The 26063-nt window shown below is 68.6% G+C and carries 22 protein-coding genes; 13 read left to right on the plus strand and 9 right to left on the minus strand.

The window, feature by feature from the left end:
* Window positions 1-183: 183 nt before the first annotated feature.
* The 10 genes from glcD (at window position 184) to AC0KUR_RS12930 (ending at window position 12322) form a co-directional block, all read left to right on the plus strand.
* Window positions 184-1683, plus strand: a complete 1500-nt coding sequence (gene glcD, locus AC0KUR_RS12885; RefSeq protein ID WP_473375982.1) for a glycolate oxidase subunit GlcD — start codon at window positions 184-186, stop codon at window positions 1681-1683.
* Window positions 1683-2759, plus strand: a complete 1077-nt coding sequence (gene glcE, locus AC0KUR_RS12890; protein ID WP_473375983.1) for a glycolate oxidase subunit GlcE — start codon at window positions 1683-1685, stop codon at window positions 2757-2759. The genes glcD and glcE overlap by 1 nt, the downstream gene beginning before the upstream one ends.
* Before the next feature lie 24 nt (window positions 2760-2783).
* Window positions 2784-4004, plus strand: coding sequence for a glycolate oxidase subunit GlcF (glcF, locus tag AC0KUR_RS12895; RefSeq protein WP_473375984.1), 1221 nt, complete (start codon window positions 2784-2786; stop codon window positions 4002-4004).
* Between the two features lie 20 nt (window positions 4005-4024).
* The gene (locus AC0KUR_RS12900) at window positions 4025-4429 is read left to right on the plus strand and encodes a GlcG/HbpS family heme-binding protein (protein WP_059559247.1); all 405 of its coding nucleotides are present in this window, start codon (window positions 4025-4027) and stop codon (window positions 4427-4429) included.
* Window positions 4430-4471: 42 nt separating this feature from the next.
* On the plus strand, window positions 4472-6646 hold the full coding sequence (locus AC0KUR_RS12905; RefSeq protein ID WP_034187572.1) for a malate synthase G: 2175 nt from the start codon (window positions 4472-4474) through the stop codon (window positions 6644-6646).
* A 564-nt stretch (window positions 6647-7210) separates the two neighbouring features.
* Entirely contained in the window at window positions 7211-8776 is a 1566-nt protein-coding gene (locus AC0KUR_RS12910) for a sensor domain-containing diguanylate cyclase (protein ID WP_034187571.1), read from the plus strand.
* A 133-nt stretch (window positions 8777-8909) separates the two neighbouring features.
* Window positions 8910-10322: a cache domain-containing protein gene (locus AC0KUR_RS12915; RefSeq protein ID WP_051700965.1), complete on the plus strand. Its 1413-nt coding sequence runs from the start codon at window positions 8910-8912 to the stop codon at window positions 10320-10322.
* Entirely contained in the window at window positions 10319-10963 is a 645-nt protein-coding gene (locus tag AC0KUR_RS12920; RefSeq protein WP_049028717.1) for a response regulator, read from the plus strand. The genes AC0KUR_RS12915 and AC0KUR_RS12920 overlap by 4 nt, the downstream gene beginning before the upstream one ends.
* 202 nt (window positions 10964-11165) lie before the next feature.
* A complete protein-coding gene (locus AC0KUR_RS12925) occupies window positions 11166-11729 on the plus strand; it encodes a PAAR domain-containing protein (protein WP_059559258.1) in 564 nt (187 codons plus the stop codon).
* A complete protein-coding gene (locus AC0KUR_RS12930; RefSeq protein WP_069705644.1) occupies window positions 11729-12322 on the plus strand; it encodes a type VI secretion system amidase effector protein Tae4 in 594 nt (197 codons plus the stop codon). Before AC0KUR_RS12925 ends, AC0KUR_RS12930 begins: the two co-directional genes overlap by 1 nt.
* Before the next feature lie 415 nt (window positions 12323-12737).
* Here the strand turns inward: AC0KUR_RS12930 and AC0KUR_RS12935 are convergent, their stop codons facing one another.
* Entirely contained in the window at window positions 12738-13334 is a 597-nt protein-coding gene (locus AC0KUR_RS12935) for an MlaC/ttg2D family ABC transporter substrate-binding protein (RefSeq protein ID WP_034187567.1), read from the minus strand.
* Window positions 13335-13644: 310 nt separating this feature from the next.
* Between AC0KUR_RS12935 and hpnN the strand changes: the two genes are divergently transcribed.
* Both hpnN and AC0KUR_RS12945 read left to right on the plus strand, forming a co-directional pair.
* Window positions 13645-16278 (plus strand): hopanoid transporter HpnN, encoded by a 2634-nt coding sequence (hpnN, locus tag AC0KUR_RS12940; RefSeq protein ID WP_059559265.1) that lies wholly within the window; start codon window positions 13645-13647, stop codon window positions 16276-16278.
* On the plus strand, window positions 16271-17242 hold the full coding sequence (locus AC0KUR_RS12945; RefSeq protein ID WP_473375985.1) for an MlaA family lipoprotein: 972 nt from the start codon (window positions 16271-16273) through the stop codon (window positions 17240-17242). The genes hpnN and AC0KUR_RS12945 overlap by 8 nt, the downstream gene beginning before the upstream one ends.
* 114 nt (window positions 17243-17356) lie before the next feature.
* Here AC0KUR_RS12945 and AC0KUR_RS12950 read toward each other — a convergent pair whose 3' ends face one another.
* The 5 genes from AC0KUR_RS12950 to AC0KUR_RS12970 all read right to left on the minus strand — a co-directional run bounded on the left by AC0KUR_RS12950 (window position 17357) and on the right by AC0KUR_RS12970 (window position 22761).
* Window positions 17357-18013: a phosphorylase gene (locus tag AC0KUR_RS12950; protein ID WP_051700964.1), complete on the minus strand. Its 657-nt coding sequence runs from the start codon at window positions 18011-18013 to the stop codon at window positions 17357-17359.
* Window positions 18014-18067: 54 nt separating this feature from the next.
* A complete protein-coding gene (gene shc, locus AC0KUR_RS12955) occupies window positions 18068-20041 on the minus strand; it encodes a squalene--hopene cyclase (protein ID WP_034187564.1) in 1974 nt (657 codons plus the stop codon).
* 12 nt (window positions 20042-20053) lie between these two features.
* The gene (gene hpnE / locus AC0KUR_RS12960; RefSeq protein WP_059559269.1) at window positions 20054-21307 is read right to left on the minus strand and encodes a hydroxysqualene dehydroxylase HpnE; all 1254 of its coding nucleotides are present in this window, start codon (window positions 21305-21307) and stop codon (window positions 20054-20056) included.
* 13 nt (window positions 21308-21320) lie between these two features.
* Window positions 21321-22169: a presqualene diphosphate synthase HpnD gene (hpnD, locus tag AC0KUR_RS12965; RefSeq protein ID WP_473375986.1), complete on the minus strand. Its 849-nt coding sequence runs from the start codon at window positions 22167-22169 to the stop codon at window positions 21321-21323.
* Between the two features lie 259 nt (window positions 22170-22428).
* Window positions 22429-22761: a hypothetical protein gene (locus tag AC0KUR_RS12970; protein WP_034187561.1), complete on the minus strand. Its 333-nt coding sequence runs from the start codon at window positions 22759-22761 to the stop codon at window positions 22429-22431.
* Window positions 22762-22953: 192 nt separating this feature from the next.
* On the opposite strand from AC0KUR_RS12970, the gene AC0KUR_RS12975 reads away from it, so the two are divergent.
* On the plus strand, window positions 22954-23838 hold the full coding sequence (locus AC0KUR_RS12975; RefSeq protein ID WP_301741339.1) for an alpha/beta fold hydrolase: 885 nt from the start codon (window positions 22954-22956) through the stop codon (window positions 23836-23838).
* 18 nt (window positions 23839-23856) lie between these two features.
* Here the strand turns inward: AC0KUR_RS12975 and AC0KUR_RS12980 are convergent, their stop codons facing one another.
* Genes AC0KUR_RS12980 through AC0KUR_RS12990 form a run of 3 tightly spaced genes read right to left on the minus strand, consistent with a single transcriptional unit; the run spans window position 23857 to window position 25779 of the window.
* The gene (locus AC0KUR_RS12980) at window positions 23857-24795 is read right to left on the minus strand and encodes a GGDEF domain-containing protein (RefSeq protein ID WP_059559274.1); all 939 of its coding nucleotides are present in this window, start codon (window positions 24793-24795) and stop codon (window positions 23857-23859) included.
* The gene (locus AC0KUR_RS12985) at window positions 24792-25418 is read right to left on the minus strand and encodes a chemotaxis protein CheC (RefSeq protein WP_034187558.1); all 627 of its coding nucleotides are present in this window, start codon (window positions 25416-25418) and stop codon (window positions 24792-24794) included. The genes AC0KUR_RS12980 and AC0KUR_RS12985 overlap by 4 nt, the downstream gene beginning before the upstream one ends.
* Window positions 25411-25779, minus strand: a complete 369-nt coding sequence (locus AC0KUR_RS12990) for a response regulator (RefSeq protein ID WP_034187557.1) — start codon at window positions 25777-25779, stop codon at window positions 25411-25413. Before AC0KUR_RS12990 ends, AC0KUR_RS12985 begins: the two co-directional genes overlap by 8 nt.
* Window positions 25780-26063: the final 284 nt, after the last annotated feature.

Below are 26063 nucleotides of genomic sequence, written 5' to 3' on the forward strand. Positions count from 1 at the left end.
TTCTCACAAAGCCTTGTTCCTACTGGTTTTTCCTGGCCCGCCACGACTATCTCAAAAGGCTCGATCGAAAAACTGGTACGACCACCTTGAAGACATCTGGACACGCCCGCGCGGCCCGCCAAGAATCCCTTCCTTCCGGCGTGCCGCGCATCGCGCGGCCGCCTGCATGGTGGAGACAGACCGATGAGTTTCATCTACGACGAACGGATCGACGGCGCGCTGGCGACCGTCGACCGTGACACGCTCGTCGCCGCGCTGCATGCGGCGGCGCCCGGCCTCGACGTGCTGCACGAACGCGAGGCGCTCAAGCCGTTCGAATGCGACGGCCTCGCCGCGTACCGCACGGTACCGCTCGCGGTCGTGCTGCCCGACACGGTCGACCAGGTGCGCGCGGTGCTGCGCGTCGCGGCCGCGCACGGCGTGCCGGTCGTCGCGCGCGGCGCGGGCACGGGGCTGTCGGGCGGCGCGATGCCGCTCGAAAAAGGCCTCCTGCTGGTGATGGCGAAGTTCAACCGGATTCTCGACATCGACCCCGATGCCGGCATTGCACGCGTGCAGCCCGGCGTGCGCAATCTCGCGATCTCGCAGGCGGCCGCGCCGCATGGCCTTTACTACGCGCCCGATCCGTCGTCGCAAATCGCATGCTCGATCGGCGGCAACGTCGCCGAAAACGCGGGCGGCGTGCACTGCCTGAAATACGGGCTCACGGTGCACAACATCCTGAAGGTCGAGATCCTGACGATCGACGGCGACACGCTCACGCTCGGCGCCGATGCGCTCGACGCGCCCGGCTTCGACCTGCTCGCGCTGTTCACCGGCTCCGAAGGCATGCTCGGCATCGTCACCGAAGTGACCGTGAAGCTGCTGCCGAAGCCGCCGAGCGTGAAGGTGCTGATGGCGAGCTTCGACGACGTCGCCGAGGCCGGCGTCGCGGTCGCGCGAATCATCGGCGCGGGCGTGATTCCCGGCGGCCTCGAGATGATGGACAACCTCGCGATCCGCGCGGCCGAGGATTTCATCCATGCGGGCTACCCGGTCGATGCGCAGGCGATCCTGCTGTGCGAACTCGACGGCGCGGCGAGCGACGTCGACGAGGATGCCGAGCGCGTCGCCGCGCTGCTGCGCGACGCGGGCGCCACCGAGATTCGCGTCGCGCGCGACGAGGCCGAGCGCCAGCGCTTCTGGGCCGGCCGCAAGAACGCGTTTCCCGCGGTTGGCCGCATGTCGCCCGACTACTACTGCATGGACGGCACGATCCCGCGTCGCGAGCTGCCGCGCGTGCTCGAAGGGATCGCCGCGCTGTCGGCCGAATACGGGCTGCCGGTCGCGAACGTGTTCCACGCGGGTGACGGCAACATGCACCCGCTGATCCTGTTCGATGCGAACCGGCTCGGCGAGCTCGATCGCGCGGAAGCGCTCGGCGGCAGGATCCTCGAGCTGTGCGTCGCGGCGGGCGGCAGCATCACCGGCGAGCACGGCGTCGGGCGCGAGAAGATCAACCAGATGTGCGTGCAGTTCAACGCCGACGAAATCACGTTCTTCCACGCGGTGAAGGCCGCGTTCGACCCGCAGGGGCTGCTCAATCCCGGCAAGAACATCCCGACGCTGCACCGCTGTGCCGAATTCGGCGCGATGCACGTCCATCACGGCCAGCTGCCGTTTCCCGAACTGGAGCGCTTCTGATGCGACGCGACATCGAATCGATCGACGACAGCGCGGCGCTCGTCGCGCAGGTCGACGCGGCGATCCACGATCGCCAGCCGCTGCACATCCGCGGCGCCGGCACGAAGGCGTGCCTCGGCCGCCCCGTCGAAGGCCGCACGCTCGACGTACGCATGCATCGCGGCGTCGTCTCGTACGACCCGACCGAGCTCGTCGTCACCGCGCGCGCGGGCACGCCGCTCGCCGATCTCGAAGCAATGCTCGACACGGCCGGCCAGATGCTGCCGTGCGAGCCGCCGTCGTTCGGCGGCGCGGCGACGGTCGGCGGGATGTTCGCGGCGGCGCTGTCGGGACCGCGCCGCCCGTGGGCCGGCGCGGTACGCGACTTCGTGCTCGGCTGCCGCGTGATCACCGGCCACGCGAAGCACCTGCGGTTCGGCGGCGAAGTGATGAAGAACGTCGCGGGCTACGACGTGTCGCGGCTGCTCGCGGGCAGCTTCGGCTGTCTCGGCGTCGTGACCGAGGTGTCGCTGAAGGTGCTGCCGAAACCGCGCGCGACCGGCGATCTCGCGTTGACGCTCGCGGCCGGCGAAGCCGTTCAGCGCGTCGCCGCATGGCGGCGCGCGGGGCTGCCGCTCGCGGGCGCGTGCCACGCGGACGGCGTGCTGCGCGTGCGCATCGAGGGTGGCGACGGCTCGGTCAAGGCCGCGCGCGACACGATCGGCGGCGATCCGATGGACGACGCCGGGGACGCGTTCTGGGCACGGTTGCGCGACCTTGCGCTGCCGTTCTTCGACGATCCGCGCCCGCTGTGGCGCGTATCGGTGCCGGCTGCCGCGCCGCTCGACGCGTTACCGGGCGCGCAGCTCGTCGACTGGGGCGGCGCGCAGCGCTGGCTGAAGAGCGACGCCGCGCCGGCCGACGTGCAGCGGCTCGCCGCGCAATGGGGCGGCCACGCGACCTGCTTCACGGCGGGCGCCGCACACGCGCCGTTCCAGCCGCTGCCGCCCGCGCTGCTGCGCGTCCACCGGCAGCTCAAGACGCAGCTCGACCCGTACGCGATTTTCAACCCCGGCCGGCTCTACGCCGACTTCTGACGCGAACCCGACCCCGACCCGCCGATGCAAACCAATCTCAGCGAAGCAAGCAAGGCCCTCGCCCGGGCCGACGAAGCGGAAGCGATCCTGCGCGCCTGCGTGCACTGCGGCTTCTGCAATGCGACCTGCCCGACCTACCAGGTGCTCGGCAACGAGCTCGACGGGCCGCGCGGCCGCATCTACCTGATCAAGCAGCTGCTCGAAGGCGAGCCGTGCGGCGAGCGCACGCAACGGCATCTCGACCGCTGCCTGACGTGCCGCAACTGCGAGACCACCTGCCCGTCCGGCGTGCGCTACCACACGCTGCTCGACATCGGCCGAGCGGAAGCCGAGAAGCGCGCACCGCGGCCCGCGCGCGAACGATGGCTGCGCGCGGGGCTGCGTCACGTCGTGCCGCGTCCGGCGACGTTCGCCGCGCTGCTGAAGGCCGGCCGCGCGCTGCGCCCGCTGCTGCCCGGCACGCTGCGGGACAAGATCCCGGCCGCCGTCCCCGCGGCAGCCGCGCGCCCCGCCGCGCGTCACGTCCGGCGCGTGCTGATGCTCGAAGGCTGCGTGCAGCCGTCGCTGTCGCCGAACACCAACGCGGCCGCCGCGCGCGTGCTCGACCGGCTCGGCATCAGCGTCACGCCGGCGCGCGAGGCCGGCTGCTGCGGCGCGACCGAATATCACCTGAACGCGCAGGAGGCGGGCCTGGTCCGCGCACGCCGCAATATCGATGCGTGGTGGCCGGCGATCGAAGCCGGCGCGGAAGCGATCGTGCTGACGGCGAGCGGCTGCGGCGCGTTCGTCAAGGAATACGGCGACCTGTTGCGCTCCGACCCCGTCTATGCGGAGAAGGCGCGGCGCGTCAGCACGCTCGCGCGCGATCTCGCCGAAGTGATCGCGGCCGAGCCGCTCGACGCGCTGGCCGATGGGACGCCGCGCCGCATCGCGGTCCACTGCCCGTGCACGCTGCAGCACGCTCAGCGCCTCGGCGGCGCGGTCGAAAGCGTCCTGACGCGGCTCGGCTTCGATCTGACGAATGTCGCCGACGGCCATCTGTGCTGCGGCTCGGCCGGCACGTATTCGCTGACGCAGCCCGAGCTCGCGACGACGCTGCGCGACAACAAGCTCGATGCGCTCGAAGCCGCGCGGCCGAACCTGATTGTCACGGCCAACGTCGGCTGCCAGACTCACCTGAACGGCGCGGGTCGCACGCCCGTACGCCACTGGATCGAGCTCGTCGACAACCGGCTCGTCAACTGACCGGATTCCGGAGGAATGCCATGCAGACGAAACCCGAACTCGAACTGGCCGATGCCGACCGCATGCTCGCCGCCGCCCGCGCGGAAGCGGAACGCCACGGCTGGGCCGTGTCGATCGCCGTCGTCGACGACGGCGGCCACCTGCTCGCGTTCGCGCGGCTGGACGGCGCGTCGCCGGCCAGCAGCGACATCGCGCAGGACAAGGCGCGCGCGGCGGCGCTCGGCCGTCGCGAGACGAAGGCGTATGAGGATATGATCAACGGTGGCCGCACCGCGTTTCTCAGCGCGCCGCTGAGCGGGTTGCTCGAAGGCGGCGTGCCGGTCACGGTCGGCGGCCGGATTGCGGGCGCGATCGGCGTGTCTGGCGTAAAGTCGGAGCAGGACGCGCAGATCGCCCGCGCCGGCACACAGAGCGTCGCGGAATAACCAGCCAAGCCGCGCGCGCATTTTTCCCCGGGAGGATTAACGATGATCGACCAAGCAGGACTGCAAGTCGCGCCAGCGCTGAGCCAGTTCATTGAAAACGAAGCGCTGCCGGGCACCGGCATCGACAAGGCCGCGTTCTGGAGCGGTTTCTCGGCCCTGGTGCACGACCTCGCGCCGCGCAACCGCGAACTGCTCGCGGAACGCGACCGCCTGCAGCAGGAACTCGACGCGTGGCACCGTGCCCACCCGGGCCCCGTACGCGACCACGCCGCGTACCGTGCCTTCCTCGAACAAATCGGCTACCTCGTGCCGGTCCCGTCGAACGTCGCGGCAGCCACCGCGAACGTCGACAGCGAGATCGCCACGCAGGCCGGCCCGCAGCTCGTCGTGCCGCTGTCGAACGCGCGCTACGCGCTGAACGCCGCGAACGCCCGCTGGGGCAGCCTGTACGACGCGCTGTACGGCACCGACGCGCTGCCCGAAGACGGCGGCGCCGAACGCACCGCGGCCTACAACCCCACGCGCGGCCAGCGCGTGATCGACTACGCGCGCAACGTGCTCGACAACGCAGCGCCGCTCGCGAGCGGCTCGCACCGCGACGCGCTGCGCTATCGCGTGCAGGACGGCCAGCTCGCCGTCGAAACCGCGAAAGGCAACGTATCGCTCGCGCAGCCGGCGCAGTTCGTCGGCTACCAGGGCACGGCCGACGCGCCGTCCGCGATCCTGCTGAAGCACAACGGCCTGCACCTCGAGATCCAGATCGACGCGTCGACGCCGATCGGCCGCGCCGATCTCGCGAACGTGAAGGACATCGTGCTCGAAGCCGCGGTCAGCACGATCATCGACTGCGAGGATTCGGTCGCGGCGGTCGACGCCGACGACAAGGTCCAGCTCTACCGCAACTGGCTCGGCCTGATGCAGGGCACGCTGGCCGAGGAAGTCGCGAAGGGCGGCAAGCACTTCACGCGCCGCCTGAACGCCGACCGCGAGTACACCACGCCCGACGGCGGCACGCTGTCGCTGCACGGCCGCTCGCTGCTGTTCGTGCGCAACGTCGGCCACCTGATGACCAACGGCGCGGTGCTCGACCGCGACGGCAACGAGATCCCGGAAGGCATCCTCGACGGCGTCGTCACGACGCTGTGCGCGCTGCACGACCTGAAGGCCAAGCGCAATTCGCGCACGGGTTCGATCTACATCGTGAAGCCGAAGATGCACGGCCCGGTCGAAGTCGCGTTCGCCGATACGCTGTTCGCGCGCATCGAGGATCTGTACGGCCTGCCGCGCAACACGCTGAAAATGGGCATCATGGACGAGGAGCGCCGCACCAGCGTAAACCTCGCCGCGTGTATCGCCGCGGCGGCCGCGCGTGTCGCGTTCATCAACACCGGCTTCCTCGACCGCACCGGCGACGAGATGCACACCGCGATGGAAGCGGGCCCGATGATCCGCAAGGGCGACATGAAATCGTCCGCGTGGATCCAGTCGTACGAGCGCAACAACGTGCTCGCGGGCCTGTCGGCCGGCCTGCGCGGCCGCGCGCAGATCGGCAAGGGCATGTGGGCGATGCCGGACCTGATGCACGCGATGCTCGAGCAGAAGATCGCGCATCCGCGCGCCGGCGCGAACACCGCCTGGGTGCCGTCGCCGACCGCCGCGACGCTGCACGCGCTGCACTACCACCTCGTCGACGTGCAGGCCGTCCAGCAGGAACTCGAGAAGACGCCGTACGCGAGCGAACGCGACACGCTGCTCGAAGGGCTGCTGACCGTGCCGGTCGTCGAGCGCGCCGCGTGGAGCGAGGCCGAGATCCTGAGCGAGGTCGAGAACAACGCGCAGGGCATCCTCGGCTACGTCGTGCGCTGGGTCGAACAGGGCGTCGGCTGCTCGAAGGTGCCCGACATCCACGACGTCGGCCTGATGGAAGACCGTGCAACGCTGCGCATCTCGAGCCAGCACATCGCCAACTGGCTGCGCCACGGCGTGATCACCGAGGCCTTCGTGCTCGACGTGTTCAAGCGGATGGCGCGCGTCGTCGACCAGCAGAACGCCGGCGACCCGAACTATCGCCCGATGGCGCCCGGCTACGACCAGTCGACCGCATTCAAGGCCGCGTGCGCGCTCGCGCTGCAGGGCACGTCGCAACCGAGCGGTTACACCGAGCCGCTGCTGCACCAGTTCCGCCTCGCGTTCAAGGCGCAACAGCACGGCGCCTAAACCTGCGCATGCGGACCGGTCCGCATGCCGGCCTGACCAAACGGGCGGCCCTCGCGGCCGCCCGTTTTCATATTCGCGTTGACACGGCCACTGCAATCGTCCGCTGAAACCGATAATCGGTACATACCACGTGCATTCAAGTATCTCGGACGCCCGCCGTTAAACCAGTGGAATCGCCGGCCATACGCGGCGCGGCACCCTTTTGCATACCGCAAAGCCTTGTACCGCAACGCTCTGCCCGATATTTGCAAGTCCGTGAATTCACTATAATTTGATCCGGATCAACGGGTCGCAACATTTTCCGCGCACACGAACGCGCGCGTTATACTCCGTTGAATCCACGCCACCCGATTCGCCGGATCGTCGAATCGCGGCAGATGCCACCGGTGAATCGATGATTTACCGGTTAATCCGGCCGCGATTGCCGATAATCGGTGTCAACTTTCTCCGCCGAACGGCGGGAAGGCGCCGGAAGGGCCGCGCACCGGATCGCCGCCGACACGTCATACGAACAATCGCATCGGCCCGCCGCCAGGCGGCGATGCCCATCGATCCACACGGACCATGGCAGAAACCGACTACGCAATGCCCAGCGAATCCGGCCCGACGCGCCGTGTCGCCGCTCATCTGCGCAGGTTCCTGCTGCCGCACCTGATCTTCTATACCGGGCTGCTGATCGCGCTGCTCCTGCTGCTCCTGTGCGGCATCGTGCTGTACGAAGGCCGCATCGACGCGCGCGACCGTTCCATTGCGATGCAGCAGAACCTGGCGCTGATGGCGTCGTGGGACATCGAGCGCAACATCGAGATCTATTCGCTGTCGCTGCAGGCCGTCGTCGAAGGCGCGACCGACCCCGAAGTCGTCAAGCTGCCGATGCCGCTGCGCCGCCAGGTGCTGTTCGACCGCGCGACGACCGCCAAGTACCTCGGCGGCATCTACGTGCTCGACGCGAAGGGCGACATCGCGGTCGACGGCAAGAGCGATGTGCCGCGCAAGGCCAATTTCGCCAACGAGCCGTATTTCGCCGTGCACCGCGACCATCCCGACGTCGGCCTGTACGTCAGCCCGCCGTATCACTCCCGGCTGCGCGGCGGCTCCCCGAGCATCGCCCTCAGCCGGCGGATCGCGAAGCCCGACGGGTCGTTCGGCGGCGTCGCCGTGATGTCGATCCGGCTCGAATATTTCCAGAACCTGTTCTCGCGCCTGTCGCTCGGCGATCGCGGCTCGATCGCGCTGATCAACACGGACGGCAAGATGGTCGCGCGCGAGCCGTACGACCCCAAGATCGTCGGCCGCGACATCAGCCATGCCAGCACGTTCCGGCGCTTCATGACGGCCAACGAAGGCAGCTTCGCCGACACCGCGACGATCGACGGCGTGCGGCGCCTGTACGTGTTCCGGCACCTCGAGCACCTGCCGCTCATCATCATGGTCGCGCGCTCGGAGGCGGACACCTACGCCGCGTGGTACGACCGCGCGATTCCGATCGGCTCCGCGATGGCCGTGCTCGCGATCGGCTTCGTCGGCCTGTCGCTGCTGCTCGACGTGCAGTTGCGCAAGCGCCACCGCGCGGAAACCGAACTGCAGGCGCTCGCGCGCACCGACGGCCTCACGGGCCTCGACAACCGCCGGATGCTCGACGTCACGCTCGCGCGCGAATGGCGCCGCGCCGCGCGCGAGCAGCACGCGCTGTCGCTGCTGTTCATCGACGTCGATTACTTCAAGCGCTACAACGACACGCAGGGCCACCAGGCCGGCGACGACGCGCTCGCCGCGGTCGGCCACTGCATCGCCGGCTGCCTGCGCCGCCCGGCCGACTATGCGGCGCGCTACGGCGGCGAGGAGTTCGTCGTCGTCCTGCCCGACATCGACACGGACGGCGCGGTGACGATCGCCGAGGCGATCCGCACGGGCATCCTCGATCTCGGCATCCGGCATGACGCCGGCACGGCCGGCCGCCTGACCGTGAGCATCGGCGTGACGACGAGCTACCCCGAACGCGACGACGACATACAGGCCGCGCTGAAGCTCGCCGACGACGCGCTGTATCGCGCGAAGGAAACCGGGCGCAATCGCATCGTCGTGCAGACGGCCGCGCCGCCGGACCATTTCGAATCGCGGCGGGCCTGAACGCCCGGGTGCCCGGCGGCGGCGCCGCCCGCGCGCAAAATCGCCGACAATGTCGGCTCGATCCGCCGCCGCGCCGCCGCGCGGCTGACGCGCCCGGCCGGCCCGCGCCGGTTCGCGGCCGCTTCGCACCACCATGAGACTCAAGGCAAAGATCTTCCTTCTGGCCGTCGTGCCGTTCCTGCTCGCGATCGCCGGCATCGGCTTCGGCGTGCGCCAGCAGGCGACGTCGCTCGCGCGCACGCAGCACGCGACGATCCAGGCCGCGTACCTGTCGAGCAAGGAAGTCGAGCTGAAGCACTATGTCGAGCTCGCGACGAGCGCGATCATGCCGCTCTACGACGCGAGCGGCCGCAATGCGCGCGACGACGCGCTGCTGCGCACGCAGGCGCTCGCGATGCTGCAGAAAATGGATTTCGGCCCGGACGGCTATTTCTTCGTGTACGACCTGCACGGCAATGCGCTGATGCATCCGCGCGAGCCCGAACGGGTCGGCCACAACTACTGGTCGATGCGCGACCCGCAGGGCGCGCTGACGATCCAGAAGCTGATCGGCGCGGCGTCGAGCGGCGGCGGCTACGTGCGCTACGCATGGCAGCGACCGTCGACGGGCCGCGTCGCGCCGAAGCTCGGCTACGTCGTCGCGCTCGAACGCTGGGGCTGGATGGTCGGCACCGGCATCTATCTCGACGACGTCGACACCGCGCTGCAGCGCATCGACGCGCGGGCATCCGCGAACATCGAGCGCACGATGAGCTGGCTCACCGCGATCGCGCTGACCGGCGCGGCGGCGATCGCCGTGTGCGCGCTGGTGCTGAACGTCAGCGAGTCGCGCAGCACCGACGCGAAGCTCAAGCTGCTCGCGCAGCGCGTCGTCGAATCGCAGGAGCAGGAGCGTGCGCGGCTGTCGCGCGAGCTGCACGACGGGATCAGCCAGATGATGGTGTCCGCAAAGCTGATGCTCGAATCCGCGCTCGCGCGCTTCGAGCGCGGCACGGCGCGCGTGCCCGAAGCCGAGCAGGCGCTCGCGTCGGGTGTCGGTCGGCTCGGCGACACGCTGCGCGAAGTGCGGCGCATCTCGCATGCGCTGCGGCCGTCGATGCTCGACGATCTCGGCCTCGCGGCCGCGCTCGAACAACTCGTGCGCGAACTCGGCGCCGAAAGCGGCATCGACATCGGCTATACGCAGGTCGCGCACAGCGGCGCGCAGCCGCTGCCCGAGGCCGTCAACACCGCGCTGTTCCGGATCGCGCAGGAAGCGTTGAGCAACATCGTGCATCATGCGCAGGCGTCGCGCGCGGCCGTCACGCTCGACGTCGGCGCGCACGCCGTCACGCTGACCATCGCCGACAACGGCTGCGGCTTCGACGCCGAACGCTCGCAGGCCGACGCGCGCCGCGGCATCGGCCTGCGCAACATGCGCGAGCGCCTCGACGCGCTCGGCGGCACGCTGACGATCGCGTCGCAGGTCGGCCACACGATCGTCGCCGCGCGCGTGCCGCTGCGCGGCGTGACGACACGCCCCATGACAGGAGACTTTCACGCATGAGCGCCCCCGACTCCGCCCGGCCCGCCGCCCGACTGCTGCTCGTCGACGATCATCCGCTCGTGCGCGACGGCCTGCGGATGCGGCTCGAGGCGGCCGACCTGTCGGTGGTCGGCGAAGCCGGCAACGCCGACGAGGCGCTCGCGCTCGCCGCGTCGCTCGAACCCGATCTCGCGCTGATGGACGTCGGCATGAACGGGATGAACGGCATCACGCTCGCGGGCGTGTTCCACGATCGGTTTCCCGGCATCCGCGTGCTGATGCTGTCGATGCACGACAACGTCGAATACGTGACGCAAGCCGTGCGGGCCGGCGCGAGCGGCTACCTGCTGAAGGATTCGCCCGCGAGCGAGATCGTCCGCGCGATCGGCGCGGTGCTGGCCGGACAGACGTTCTTCAGCGAAGGGCTGGCCGCGCGGATGATCCACGCGAGCGCGACCGCGTCGCCGCTCGATCGGCTGACGCCGCGCGAACGCGACATCCTCGATGCGCTGGCGCAAGGGTTGTCGAGCAAGCAGATCGCGCAGCAGACGGGGCTGTCGGTGCGCACGGTCGAAACGCACCGGCTCAACCTGAAGCGCAAGCTGGAGATCGAAGGGCAGGCCGAGCTGATCAAGTTCGCGGTCGAGCATCGGCGGCGGTAGGTCGGTACCCCAAGCGCATCCCCTCACGATTCGCCGTTCAATTTCATACTCGTCCAATCGACCGCTCCCCGGGTCGATGGAATCCTTTCGCTTGCCGCAGCAGGCGACATCGTCATGAGCCGCGCCCTCCCGCGCGTGACGTCGTCACGCGGCACGCGGTATCGCCGGCACGGGTCGGCGACTGGAACCGGGGAGCGAAATCATGAAACGCCGTATCGCGGTGGTCGGCGACGCGCTGGAGACCGGGGGAAGCATCCTTGCCTATGCGGGGCCGACATTCACGTTCGGCAGCCCCGGTCGCCAGGTTGCGTTGATCGGCGGTCTCGCATTCTGCGATGCATGCCAAGGCACCGGACCGATCGCCAAGGCCGGCGGGCCGCGACGTCTCGAATTCATGGGTGAAACGGCCGCCGATGGTGACGTCGTCTTATGCGGCTGCCCAACACCGCCGCGCATCGTCGCGGTCCTCGCCGGCGAATCATGGTGCGATGACATGGCGGAAACGGCAGGCATTGTGACGTCCGGCGAAAATCGGAAAGGCGGTGTCGTGTCGATCATCGCGGGCGCTTACGACGAATCCGTTCACGCCATCGGAAGTGGTGCGTCGACAGGCTATCCGTACGTTATCGAAACGTCGGACGGACGCATCCACTCGGGCCACCTCGATGACAGCGGGCATCTGCCGCGCATTCACACTGCCAGTGAGGATGAATACGTCGTCTATTGGGGCGACGAAGCCCTCGCCCGATCAAGCGGGGACGCATAGTGCCGAACCCGAGGACAACCGTGAAGACAACCGCCGTGCCGGAATCGCACAAGGCAGTCGAGTTGAAGTCCGTGACGTTTTCCGAGCTCTGGAACAACTATGCTCACGGCAACCCGTACGACGATCCGAACGGACAATACAAGAACCAGTGTGCAATCCGGATGAGCGTGACGCTGCACAAGGTCGGCATCGCAATGAAGTCGTTTTCGCAGAAGCGGGTTCGGCCGATGCCGGGCAAACCGACGATAGGCCGCCTTCTCATCGACGGTAAACCGGCCGCGACTCGTGCATACGAGTTCGCCGAATGGTTGAAGCTGCGGCCGGTCGCCGGCGTGCTGCCTCCCGAGAACATTACGGGACCCGATTGGGCACGCAAAGTAGCAGGCCGAACCGGAATTGTCTTTTTCGATGGCTACTGGTTGCAGGACGGCGATTCGCCAGATAATTTGAGCGGCGGGCATATCGACCTCTGGAACGGACGCAGGCTCACCGGTTTCGCATCAGGCATTCGGATTTCATGGAATATAGTCATAGCGGGCTTCTGGTCTGATTTCCGTCACTCAAAAACCATCCTGTTCTTTCCCGTCAAATGAAACTCGTTGCCGCTGTAGCGGGCGCACTTGTCGGCGCAGCCTGCGCGACCTTGTTCTGCTGGGGCGCGCTCTACGCATACGGAACGTTCGTCCTGCATGGCAGGGGCAGTCTTTTCGATACGAACCCGGAAATCGCGAATGCATTCTTCGCAGGATGGGGTGGGCTGTCTGTCATCGTTGCGATCGTCTCGGCGAGCATCGTAACTCGCAGGAAATCACGTTAATTCTCGGACACGCGGCCAAAAATGAAGCGTCGTCACCGGAAACGAATCGTGCGGCATTCGTCGATGTGGTGGTCGACGACTGCCTGCGGATGCTCGGCATCGGCACATGACGCACAGTCAACGCGCAGCCATGAAAAAAGGGCGCCCGAGGGCGCCCTTCATGCATCCGGACCGCGGCCTTGAATCAGCCGTCAGTTCGTCCGCGAATTGTGCTTCTGCAGATACGCGATGAGCCCGTCGATCCCGCCCGACGACAGTTGGCTCTTGAACTGCCCCTGGTACACCTGGATCAGCCACGCACCCGACATGTCGATGTCGTAGATCTTCCAGTCGTTGCCGACCTTGCCGAGACGGTAGCCGACCGACTGGCTGTCGCCCGGCGTCGTGACCGTCGACTGCACGAGCGCGTCGGCGCCCGACGCGCCGCCGGCCTTGAACGAGAACTTCGCGTCCTGGCTGCCGAGCTGCGCGAGCGACGCGGCGTAGGTGCGCGTCATCAGCAGCCGGAACTGCTTGTACAGCTCCTGCTGCTGTTGCGGCGTGGCCTGCTTCCACGCATCGCCGACCGCGATGCGGGTCGTGCGCTCGAAGTTGGTCGCGGGCAGGAAGCGCTGCTCGACGACTTGCGAGACTTTCGCCATGTCACCGCCGCGCGCGGCCGGGTCGGCCTTCATCGCATTGACGGTGCCCTCGACCGCATTGCGGACGATGTCGACCGGCGCGCTCTGCGCGAAAGCGGAAACCGACACGGCGGCGGCCGCGACGAAAGCAAACAGATGACGTTTCATACGGATATCGCACTCGATGGGAAAAAACGACCGGCTCCTTGCATCGGCCGGTGAAGCAAAGTATACCGGGCCCGACGCCCCGGTGCCTCACGGTGACCGACTGTTACCTTTCAGCCGCATTTGTCACAGGCCGCGCGGCCCCGCACCGATTATGTAAATATCCCCATACAAACGAACCGGTCATCGGTACCGATTTCGCCGCCACGAGCAAATCTCCTTCCCGCCCCGAAACCCGCAACGTCACGACCGCCGCCACGCCGCGCCGGTATACTTGGCTACTTTGCCCTTGCCAGCCGCTCCCCACCGCCACATGGTGACATCTCTCATCGTCCGACTCGTCGCATGGTCGGTGCGCCGCCCCGTCTGGGTCGTCGTCCTGTCGCTCGTCATCGCCGCCGTCAGCGGCGTCTACGTCGCGCAGCATTTCAAGATCAACACCGACATCAGCAAGCTCGTCGATGCCGAGCCGCAATGGGCCGCCCTCGGGCAGGCCGTCGACAAGGCGTTCCCGCAACGCAACGGCACGATCCTCGCGGTCGTCGAGGCACCCGCGCCCGAATTCGCGAATGCCGCCGCGCATGCGCTGACCGAAGCACTGCGGAAGGACGCGGCCGCCGGCCGCATCGGCCAGGTCGCCGAGCCCGGCGGCGGGCCGTTCTTCGAGCACAACGGCCTGCTGTTCCTGTCGCCGCAGGAAGTCGCCGATACGACGTCGCAGCTCGCGAGCGCGCGCCCGCTCGTCAACGAACTCGCGAAGAACCCGAGCCTGACCGGGCTCGCCACGACACTGGCCACCACGCTCGGCCAGCCGCTGCTGACGGGCCAGGTGAAACTGCCCGCGATGGCGAAGCTGCTCGCGCGCAGCGCGGCGACGGTCGACGACGTGCTGGCCGGCAAGCCGGCCGCGTTCTCGTGGCGCGCGCTGGTCGACAACGATGCCGCGCGGCTGCCCGCGCGCGCGTTCGTCACCGTGCAGCCGGTGGTCAACTACGGCGCGCTGAAGGCCGGCGCGGAAACGAGCCAGGTGATCCGCGACGCGGCCCGTTCGCTCGACCTCGAGAAGCGCTACGGCGCGGCCGTGCGCCTGACCGGCGAGCAGCCGCTCGCCGACGACGAATTCGCGTCGGTCGAAGACGGCGCCGCACTCAACGGCGTGCTCACGCTGCTCGCCGTGCTCGTGATCCTGTGGCTGGCGCTGCGCTCGAAGCGGATGATCGGCTCGGTGCTCGTCACGCTGTTCGTCGGTCTCGTCGTGACCGCCGCGCTCGGCCTCGCGATGGTCGGTTCGCTGAACATGATCTCGGTCGCGTTCATGGTGCTGTTCGTCGGCCTCGGCGTCGACTTCTCGATCCAGTACGGCGTGAAGTACCGCGAGGAACGCTTCCGGGATCCGCGCATCGATCACGCGCTGATCGGCGCCGCGCATTCGATGGGCATGCCGCTCGCACTGGCCACCGCGGCCGTCGCCGCGAGCTTCTTCTCGTTCATCCCCACGGCTTATCGCGGCGTGTCCGAACTCGGGCTGATCGCGGGCGTCGGGATGTTCGTCGCGCTGCTGACCACGCTCACGCTGCTGCCCGCGCTGCTGCGCCTGTTCGCGCCGCCGGGCGAATCGAAGACGCCGGGCTTCCCGTGGCTCGCGCCGGTCGACGACTACCTCGATCGTCATCGCAAGCCGATCCTGATCGGCACGCTCGCGGTCGTGATCGGCGCGCTGCCGCTGCTCGCGTTCCTGCACTTCGACTTCAACCCGCTGCACCTGAAGGATCCGAACAGCGAATCGATGGCGACGCTGCTCGCGCTGAAGGATTCGCCGGAAGCCGCGGTCAACGATGTCACGCTGCTCGCGCCGTCGCTCGCCGAAGCCGACGCGGCCGCGAAGCGCCTCGACACGCTGCCCGAAGTCGGCCGCACGACCACGCTGTCGACCTTCATCCCCGCCGACCAGCCGGCCAAGCGCGCGGCGATCGCCGCGGCCGCGAGCGACCTGCTGCCGGCGCTGACGCAGCCGGCCGCGCCGCCCGCGACCGATGCGCAGCGCGTGGCCGCGCTCAAGCGCGTGTCGGACCTGCTCGGCTACGCGGCCGAAGATCACCCGGGCCCCGGCGCGGCCGCCGCGCAGCACCTGTCCGCGTCGCTCGCGAAGCTCGCGGCGGCCGACAGCGCGACGCGCGACCGCGCCGAGCGCGCGTTCGCCGACACGCTGCGCATCGCGCTCAACCAGCTCGCGTCGCTGCTGCAGCCGCAGGACATCACGCGCGAATCGCTGCCGCCGCAACTCGTGCGCGACTGGGTCGCGCCGGACGGCCACGCGCTCGTGCAGATCTCGCCGAAGGTGCCGAAGGGCGTCGATCCGAACGACGACACGATGCTGCGCCGTTTCGCGAAGGCGGTGAAGGCCGCGGAACCGGGCGCGACCGGCGGGCCGATCTCGATCCTGCATTCGGCCGACACGATCATCAACGCGTTCCTGCACGCGGCGCTGTGGTCGATCATCTCGATCACGATCCTGCTGTGGATCACGCTGCGCCGTTTCGGCGACGTGCTGCGCACGCTGGTGCCGCTGCTCGTGTCGGGCATCGTGACGCTCGAGATGTGCGTCGTGCTCGGCATGTCGCTCAACTTCGCGAACATCATCGCGCTGCCGCTGATGCTCGGCGTCGGCGTCGCGTTCAAGGTGTATTTCGTGATGGCATGGCGCGCGGGGCAGACGGGGTTGCTGCACTCGAGCCTCACGCATGCCGTGCTGTTCAGCGCCGCGACGACGGCGACCGCATTCGGCAGCCTGTGGCTGTCACACCATCCGGGCACGTCGAGCATGGGCAAGCTGCTCGCGCTGGCCCTGACCTGCACGCTGATCGGCGCCGTGGTGTTCCAGCCCGTCCTGATGGGCAAACCGCGCGTCAAACGTGCCAAGAACCAATCGCAAGGAATCAATGAATAAGGTGCGAATCATTGCGGCGACCGTCGCCGCCAGCGCGATGCTGTCCGGCTGCGCGACGGGACCGAACCGCAATCCCGACGACCCGCTCGAGCCGATGAACCGGGCGATGTACAAGTTCAACGACACGGTCGACACGAACATCGCCCAGCCGATCGCGAAGGGGTACCAGAAGGTCACGCCGACGCCGGTGCGGACCGCGATCAGCAACTTCTTCTCGAACCTCGGCGATCTCGGCAACATGGCGAACAACCTGCTGCAGTTGCGCATCACCGATGCGACGCAGGATCTGATGCGCGTGGCGATGAACTCGCTGTTCGGCGTCGCCGGCCTGATCGACATCGCGACGCCGGCCGGGCTGCCGAAGCATCACCAGGATTTCGGGTTGACGATGGCGCGCTGGGGCATGCCGTCCGGCCCGTACCTCGTGCTGCCCGTGTTCGGGCCGAGCACGGTCCGCGACGGCGTCGGCCGCGCGGTGGACGTGCGCTTCAACCTGCTGAACTACATCGAGCCGGCCGCGCGCAACCCGATGTACATCGCGCAGTTCATCAGCGCGCGTTCGGACCTGCTCGGCGCGACCGACCTGCTGAAGCAGGCCGCGCTCGATCCGTATTCGTTCGTGCGCGACGCATACCTGCAGCAGCGCAAGTCGCTGACGTACCGCAGCCAGTCGTCGTCGGCCGTGCTGCCGACCTACAACGAGCCGGGTGAAGCGGGCGCCGTGCCGGCCGCGACGCCGGCCGTGCCGGGGCTGCCGAACTACGAGGATCCGGGCGATGCGGGCGGCGCATCGAGCGCCGCGCCGAACCCCGCGCCGGCTGCGCCGGGGTTGCCGCAGTACGACGACCCGGGCGCGGACAATGCGATGCCCGCGAGCGCGCCTGCCGCGGCGTCGGCCGTGGTACCGGCGGCGACCGTGCCGGCTGCTCCGGCGGCACCCGCAAGCAGTCCGGCCGCGCAGTAACGCCGCACCGGCGGCCGCGCAAGGACAAAGAGCGCTGCATCACGCAGCGCTCTTTTTTTGTCCGTACGAAACGGAGAATCCGGGAGGAGGGGAGACAGCCGCGGCGCGGGCCGCTCAGACGATCCGCATCGCGCCCGTCCGCTCGAACGCGTGCCGCGCCTGGATCAGCGTCGTACGCGCCGCGCGCGCGTCGCTGGCGACCTGCAGCAGCGGGCCGAGCTGCGACGGCTGCTTCAGCAGTTCGCGCAGGATCGGCAGGATCGCCGTGCTGCCGTCGTCGCGCAGGCCGGCCGTCGCCGCGCGCGGCAGCGTGCGCCACGCCGGATCGACGATCGCGCGGCACACCGCGAACGGCACGCCGCGCGCCGCCGCGAAGGCCGCCGCGATGTGCGACTCCATGTCGACGGCCAGTGCGCCCTTCGCGTGGTGCAGCGACGTCTTCTCCTGTTCGCTGACGACCGGCGCGCCGACGGCCGCGATCGTGCCGCGCGTGACACGCGCCCACACCGGCGTGTCGTGCAGCGAGGCGACGAGCCGCGTACTCCAGCCCGCGTCGGTCTCCACACGGCCGAACGGCCCGTCGATCGCGTTCGCGATCACGAGCGCGCCGGGCGCCAGATCGGGCGAGAGCCCGCCGGCCGTACCGAAGCTGACGATGCCCGCGCAACCGCGCGCGGTCGCGTCGGCCAGCGCGCGTTCGAGCCGGTCGGCCCGCGCGGCAAACACGGCCTCGACGCCGTCGCCGCGCGCGATGCGCGCCTCGAACGCCATCCCCGTCACCGCGATGACGGGCAATGCGCCGTTGTGTCGTGACACGCCCACGCGTTACATCCCGACCGTGACGCGCGTCGCGTTGTCGCGCTTCAGGTTGCGGTAGCGCGCGAGCGCCCACAGCGGGAAGAACTTGCGATAGCCGTGGTAGCGCAGGTAGAACACGCGCGGGAAACCCGTCGCCGTGAAGCGCGTCTCGTCCCACAGGCCTTCTTCGTTCTGCTGCGCGATCAGGTAGTCGACCCCGCGTGCAACGGCCGGGTGGTTCACTTCGCCGGCCGCCATCAGGCCGAGCAACGCCCAGGCCGTCTGCGACGCCGTGCTCGGCGCCTGCTCGAAGCCGCGGTAGTTCAGCTTGTAGCTGTCGCCGTCCTCGCCCCAGCCGCCGTCCTTGTTCTGGATCGACAGCAGCCACTGCGCGCCGCGCTTCATGCGCGGATCGTCCGGCGTCAGGCCGGCCGCGTTCAGCGAGCACAGGGCCGTCCACGTGCCGTACACGTAGTTCATCCCCCAGCGGCCGTACCAGCTGCCGTCCGGTTCCTGTTCCTTCAGCATGTAGTCGAGCGCGCGGCGGGCCGGCTCGCTGTTCAGCGGCGTCTCGCCGAGCTGCGACAGCATCGACAGGCAGCGGCCCGACACGTCGGCCGTCGGCGGATCGAGCAGCGCGCCGTGATCGGAGAACGGGATGTTGTTCAGGTAGTACTGCGTGTTTTCCGGTTCGAACGCCCCCCAGCCGCCGTCGCTGCTCTGCATGCCGACGACCCATTCGCGCGCACGCGCCATCGAATCGCGATAGGTGTCCGACTGCTTGAGCTTCTGCGCGCGATCCATCGCCATCACGACCACGGCCGTATCGTCGACGTCCGGGTAGTGTGCGTTCGCGTACTGGAACGCCCAGCCGCCTGGCCGCACGTGCGGGCGGCGCGAGATCCAGTCGCCGCGCACGTCGAGGATCTGCAGCGGACGCAGCCATTCGAGGCCGCGCAGCACGGCTTCTTCCGCGCGCGCATCGCCCGTCTCGAGCAGCGCATGCGCGGCCAGCGACGTGTCCCACACCGGCGACAGGCACGGCTGGCAATACGCCTCGTCCTCGTGCACGACGAGCAGCTTCTCGACCGACTTGCGCGCGAGCGCGCGGTTCGGATGATCTTCCGCGTAGCCGAGCGCGTCGTACATCATCACCGCGTTGGCCATCGCCGGATAGATCGCGCCGAGGCCGTCCTCGCCGTTCAGGCGCTCGTCGACGAACGACACGGCCTGACGGATCGCGCGTTCGCGCGTATAGCTCGGGAACAGGCCGTCGACCGCGCGCAGCGCATGGTCGACCACACGGAAGAACGCGAACCAGCCGGCGCTCTGGTGGCCCTGGCGCGGCAGCAGCCCGGCGTTGACGGGCGGATCGATGAACAGCTCGTCGATGCGCACGCCGCGCGGGTTCTTCGCGATCGGGCGCTTCGCGTTCAGCACGAGCAGCGGCACGATCACGGTACGCGCCCAGTACGACACCTTCGACAGGTGGAACGGGAACCACTGCGGCAGCAGCATGATCTCGACCGGCATCATCGGCACCGCGCGCCACGGAATCGCACCGTACAGCGCGAGCTGGATGCGCGTGAACACGTTCGACATCTCGGCGCCGCCCATCGCGTGGATCGCCTTGCGGGCGCGCTGCATGTGCTCGGCGTTCTCGTCGTCGCCGATCACCTTCAGCGCGAAGTACGCCTTCACGCTCGCGCTGATGTTCGGCGCGCCGTCGGTGAACAGCGGCCAGCCGCCGTCGGCCTGCTGAATCCGGCGCAGATAGTTGCCGATCTTCTGCTCGAGCGCGAGGTTCGGCGTCTCGCCGAGATAGTGGACGAGCAGCACGTATTCGGCGGGAATCGTCGAATCGGCTTCGAGTTCGTAGACCCAGTGTCCGTCCGCTTGCTGCGCGGCCAGCAGCGCGTCGGTCGCACGCGCGACGGCCGCGTCGACGCCGGCCGGCACCGCGCCGGCGGACAGGGTAGCCATTTCGGTGAGATCGTTCATTGGTCCCTCTGTTTATTGCGTCTGGAGCACGTCCGCGGCCAGCTGGCCGGAACGGATCGCGCCCTCGATCGTGGCGGGCAGGCCGGTGGCAATCCAGTCACCCGCGAGCACGAGATTGGTCCAGCGCGTACGCACGGCCGGACGTTTCATTTCCTGCGACGGCACCGCCGCAAAACCCGCGCGCGGCTCGACGACGAGCTGCCACGCGGGGATGGTTTCCGGGTTCGCGCCGGTCACGCGCGCGACGTCTTCCCAGATGCGCCGCGCGAGCGTGTCGCGCGGCGTGTCGAGCCAGCGGCCCGCGTCGCGGATCGTCGCCGCAAGCTGGCCGCCGCCGGTGCGCACCGCATCGACGATGCCGTTCACGACGGCCGTCTGCAGCGGATGGCCGGCTGGAGACTCCACAGCGAAATACGCGGTCACGACCGCGCTGAACGTGTCGGGCGCGGTGAGTTCGGGCACCAGCGGCCGCGCGACCTCGGGCGGCACGGCCAGCACCACGGCGTCGCCCGGCGCGAGATCGACGCGCTCGCCGCCGACCGAAACCGCATCGACCGCATTGCCGTGCGCGCCGAATTCGAATGCGTCGAGCCGCGAATTCAGCCGGATCTGCGCGCCGCCGTGCTGCAGCATCCGCAGCGCCGGTTCGACGAATGCGCTGCCGAGCCCGTGGCGCGCGACGAGCGGGCGGCTGCCGGGGCCACCCGCGCCGAACGTGCCGCACAGTGCGGCGCGTGCCAGCTCGGCGCTTGCGTGGCGCGGCTCGACGTTCAGCACACCGAGGAAATACGGCCGCAGCCAACGATCCCACAGCACGCCGTCGCATCGCATCGTCTGGGCGAGCGAGCGGCCCGTGCGCGCGAACGCGAGCGGCGCGAGCGCGAGGTAGTCGAGCGGCGTCGTGCCCGGCGCGCGCGACGCGGCGTCGAACAGCCACGACGGCCAGCGCCCGTCGCCGAAGCGCAGCGTCCAGCGCTGCCGCGATGCGACGTCGACGACTGGACATTCAGGCAGCGCGGGCCCCGCGAGCTGATCGGCCGCGCCGATCGCGCGCAGGTAGCGCTGCGTCGCGGGCTGTCCCGCGAAGACCGTGTGCAATCCGCTGTCGAGCGTCGCGTTCAGCGTCCCGTCGAACCACGAACGGCAGCGGCCGCCCGCGTGTGCGTGCGCGTCGTGCAGCACGATGCGCCGCCCGCGGCGTTGCAGCTCGACCGCGGCCGACAGGCCCGCGAGTCCGGCGCCGATCACGTGGACGGTTCTGGGCATCGACGCGATCGGCTCAGAACAGCGCGTAGCGCGCGGCGATCATCAGCATGCGCGCCTTCGGCTTGCGCAGCGGCGCGCGCGGCGTGGCAAAGCCGCGTGCGATCGCGGCTTCGAGAATGCAGCGATACGCGCCCGACATGATGCGCGGCGCCTTCACCTGTGCACGCGGGCAGGTATCCATCACCGCGTCGGCCTGGCGGAAGTGCTCGAGCGCGCGCTCGACGAGCGTCGCGCACACGCGCGGCAGCGCCGGATCGCGCACGATCGTCGCCGGGTCGGTGATCGCGATGCCTTCGCGCGCGAGCAGTTCGCGCGGCAGGTAGCAGCGGTTGATCGCCGCGTCGTCGTCGATGTCGCGCAGGATGTTCGTCAGTTGCAGTGCGCGGCCGAGGTGGTGCGACAGCTTGATCCCTTCGGCTTCCGGCATCCCGAAAATCCTCACCGACAGCCGGCCGGCGGCGCTCGCCACGCGATCGCAGAAGAGGTCGAGCGTCGGCTCGTCGGGCGCGCAGATATCCTCGACCGCATCCATCGCCATCCCGTCGATCATCGCGTGGAAATCGGCGCGCTGCAGGTTGAACGCGCGGATCTCGCGGTCGAGCGCGACCAGGTGGCGCGGCGGGCGGCCCGCGAAGCACGCGTCGATGTCCGCGCGCCAGCGGTCGAGGCCCGCATTGCGCTCGGCGCGCGGCAGGTCGCTGTCGGCGATGTCGTCGACCGCGCGGCAGAACGCGTAGACCTGGAACATCGCGTCGCGCTGCACGGCCGGCAGGATGCGCATCGCCAGATAGAAGGAACTGCCCGATGTGACGGCAGCGGCGTCGGTTTCTTGTTCGTCCACGACGGAATGGGAAACGGCCAAGACGAGCTCCACGGAGACACCCACGCGGGGCGATTGAAGAAGCCATGCCCGGCTGGGATGGTCAGGGTGTCAAATGCGTGCGAGATATGCGAACGATCGACACAGACAGGCACAAATTACCGGCCGGAAGCCGGAATTGGGCGAAAGTATAGCAATCTTTGAAGTTCGATGGCGGACACGCGCCAAGCCCGGCGGGGCGCCGGAGGCCGCCGGCAGCCGGGCGCGGCCGGCCCCGGCGGGACCGGGCGCCGGCGGCGGGTCAGCCGTAAACGATGTCGCGCTGCAGATCGAGCGCGATGAGCCCCATTTCACGCGTGAGCTGCAGCATCGAGCGGCGTTCGAGGCGCGAGCCCATGAAGCTCGTCACGCCGCCGTCGGGCTCCGCGGTGAACTGGAACACCGCACCGCCGGTGCCGAACCATGCGCCCGGCACGTCCGGCGATTCCTGCCAGTCGATCTGCTCGAACACGCGCGCGATACCCGCGCGCACCACGTCGCCCGGGCCGATCGGCGGCGCGATGTCGCCCAGGTCGTCGAGCGAATAGGGGCCGGGCTTGTCAGGCTTCCGGTAGAAAAGATAGTCGACGTTCATGGGGCGCAATCGCAAGTAAAGCGACAAAGTAGCGTGCTTCGGCACAAATGCCTATCGGATCCGGACGAAATGTGGCCTGCACGAGACAAAGGGGACGGATCGAGGCCCGTCACGCGATCGCCCTGCGCGTTCGCGTCTGGATGACGGCCGGTTCGTCTAAGATGACACCTTTCTCGAAAAAATACGGACATCATGGAGACGAACGATACCGCCACCCCGCCGTCCGGCCATCCCGTTTTCGTGCTCGTGCACGGCGCCTGGCACGGCGCCTGGTGTTACGCACACGTCGCGGCGGCGCTGGCCGCGCGCGGCTATCTGTCGATCGCGCGCGACCTGCCCGCGCACGGCATCAATGCCCGCTTTCCCGCGTCGTATCTCGAACGGCCGCTCGACAAGGATGCGTTCGGCGCCGAACCGTCGCCGGTCGCGAACACGACGCTCGACGATTATGCGACACAGGTGATGCAGGCCGTCGACGACGCCTACGCGCTCGGCCGCGGCAAGGTCGTGCTGGTCGGCCACAGCATGGGCGGCCTCGCGATCACGGCGGCCGCCGAGCGCGCGCCGGAGAAGATCGCGAAGATCGTCTATCTCGCGGCCTTCATGCCGGGCTCGGGCGTGCCGGGCCTCGACTACGTGCGCGCGCCGGAGAACAAGGGCGAGATGCTCGGCCCGCTGATGCTCGCAAGCCCGCGCGTGGCCGGCGCGCTGCGCATCGATCCGCGCAGCGGCGACGCCGCGTATCGCGACACCATGAAACGCGCGCTCTATGAAGACGTGTCGCAGGCCGACTTCGACGCCGTCACGAACCTGATGACCTGCGACGTGCCGGCCGCGCCGTTCGCGACCGCGATCCCGACCACCGCCGCGCGCTGGGGTGCGATCGACCGCCACTACATCAAGTGTCTCGAGGATCGCGTGATCCTGCCCGCGCTGCAGCAGCGCTTCATTGACGAAGCCGACACGCTCGCGCCCGGCAATCCCACCCACGTGCACCAGCTCGACAGCAGCCACTCGCCGTTCGTGTCGCAACCGGCCGTGCTGGCCGGCGTGCTCGCCGACATCGCGAAAAGCTGAGCGAGGGGCGCGCGCGGTCTACGCGTAGGCGACCGAACGATCGCGCCCGAGCCGCTTCGCGCGATAGAGCGCGGCGTCGGCCTCGCTGACGAGCACGTCGCTGGTCGGCGCGCCGTTCCTCGCGCATGCGCCGCCGACGCTCGCCGTCACCGGCACGCTGACGCCCTCGGCATCGACCGGCATGCTGCCGATCGCGTCGCGCACCTTGTCGGCCACCCGCATCGCCTCATCGAGATTCGTGCACGGCAGCAGCAGCGCGAATTCCTCGCCGCCGAAGCGGCCGAACGTATCCTGTCCGCGCACGATCGACGCGACGCGGCGCGCCGTCTCGCGCAGCACGGCGTCGCCCGCCGCATGCCCGAAGCGGTCGTTGATCGTCTTGAAATGGTCGAGATCGAACAGCAGCACCGACAGGTCGCCGCCGTAGCGCTGCCAGCGCGCGAATTCGTCGCCGAGCCGCGCCTCGAAGAAACGCCGGTTCGCGATGCCGGTCAGCCCGTCGCGATTCGCGTGTTCGCGCAGCTTCGCGACGGCTTCCTCGCGCTCGCGCTGCATCACGCTCACATGCGTGACGTCGGAAATCGTCACGCACACGGCCTCGACGTCGCGGCCGCGCGTGAGCGGCATGAACGTGCAGTCCTGCTGCATGTAGTCGACCCCGCCGGTGATCGGGCGGTCATGCTCGAAGCGGAACAGGTAGGGCCGCTGCTCCCACGAACTGAATGCGAAGCTGCCGAGCTGGAACACGCTTTCGAGCTTGCGCGACAGCCACGCGCGCGGCAGGTCCGGAAAGCAGTCGAACAGGTTGCGGCCGATCACGTCGGCCGCCGCAATGCCGCTGTGATCCTGCATGAAGCGGTTCCACATCAGCACGGTCATCGAGCGGTCGAGCACGAACAGCCCGAAGCCGACCCGCTCGATCACGAGGTCGCTCAGCGACGGAGCGGCGGCCGTCATAGCGCGGAGAGCAACGCGTCGAGCGCGTCGCCCATCAGCCGGATCGAATCCTCGGCCATCAGCATCACGAAGTGCGCGCGGAACGTGTGGTCCTCGAGCCCGAAGTTCACCTCGAGCAGCAGCGCGACGCTCCACGCGAGCATGTTCGGCTCGAACACGTCGTCGAACGATACGTTCGCGCCGAGCAGCCCCGGCGGGAAGAACACGGGCTTGCGGCCGAGCTCGTCGAGGATCGACGCGACGCACGCGCCCATCAGCACGTTCGCGACGTCGAACACGAGTTCGTCCGGGCTCGCCATCCCGCCGTAGACACCATCGCCGAACGTGCGGTCGACGACCGACGTGAGCCGCGCGACGCTCGCGCTGCGGCACAGTACGATCGCCTCGCCCTTGATGTCGGAACGGAAGCCCTGGCGCACGGCGGTCACGTTATCGTGAATGCCCGTCATCTCGCGCAGCGCATTGCCTGCGTCGGCCGCTTTCACGACGCGCACGCGCGGCACCGACAATTCGATGAAGCGCCCGAGCAACAACGCAAGCCGCGCGGCGGCGCGGCCCATTGCCAGGTTGGCGATCTCCTGCAACGCGTCGCGTTGCTCCGCCGTGAACACCGATTCAGGCATACAACCCATACTCCTTGAGAATGGGCAGCAATGCCTCCGACGTCACGGGCTTGGCAACGAATGCGATCGCGCCCAATTCACGCACGCGTGCTTGCGCCTGCGGCTGGATATCGGCGGATACCACGATCACGAACGTGTTCAGATCTTCGTGGCGCAGTGTCTCGAGGACCTGATATCCGCTCATGTCGGGCATCGTCAGGTCCAGAAACATCACGGAAGCTTTGCCGTCACGATAAAGCGCCAAGGCCTCGCGACCATTCGCGGCATACGCGACTTCAACGTCCCAGTCTCCCGGCAGCGCCTTTGTCAGAAGTTTGCGAGCGAGCAGCGAATCGTCGGCAATTACAATCGGCAAAGGCATGGGGCGATGCGGTATACGGAATGGTCTCTCTCGCGTTAACGACCGCGCGGCGCACTTCTTTAGGGGGGCCATGCGTTCGGGCGCGGGGCAACCGCCTTGCGGCCGTGCGCGGGTATCGCGACGCGGGTGCGCGCGATGCCCGCGCGGCGGTCGCCGGCGGGCGCATCTATCTGTCATAGGGAAAGCAAGGCGCGATTCTCGGAGTAAACCGGAGGCGATGCAACTCGCCATTTTCACCATTTCGAACAGAATTGGTCCGATCGCCCGTCATTCCGAAAACAGCC

It is taken from the genome of Burkholderia sp. YHN3-13 (genome assembly GCF_055810675.1).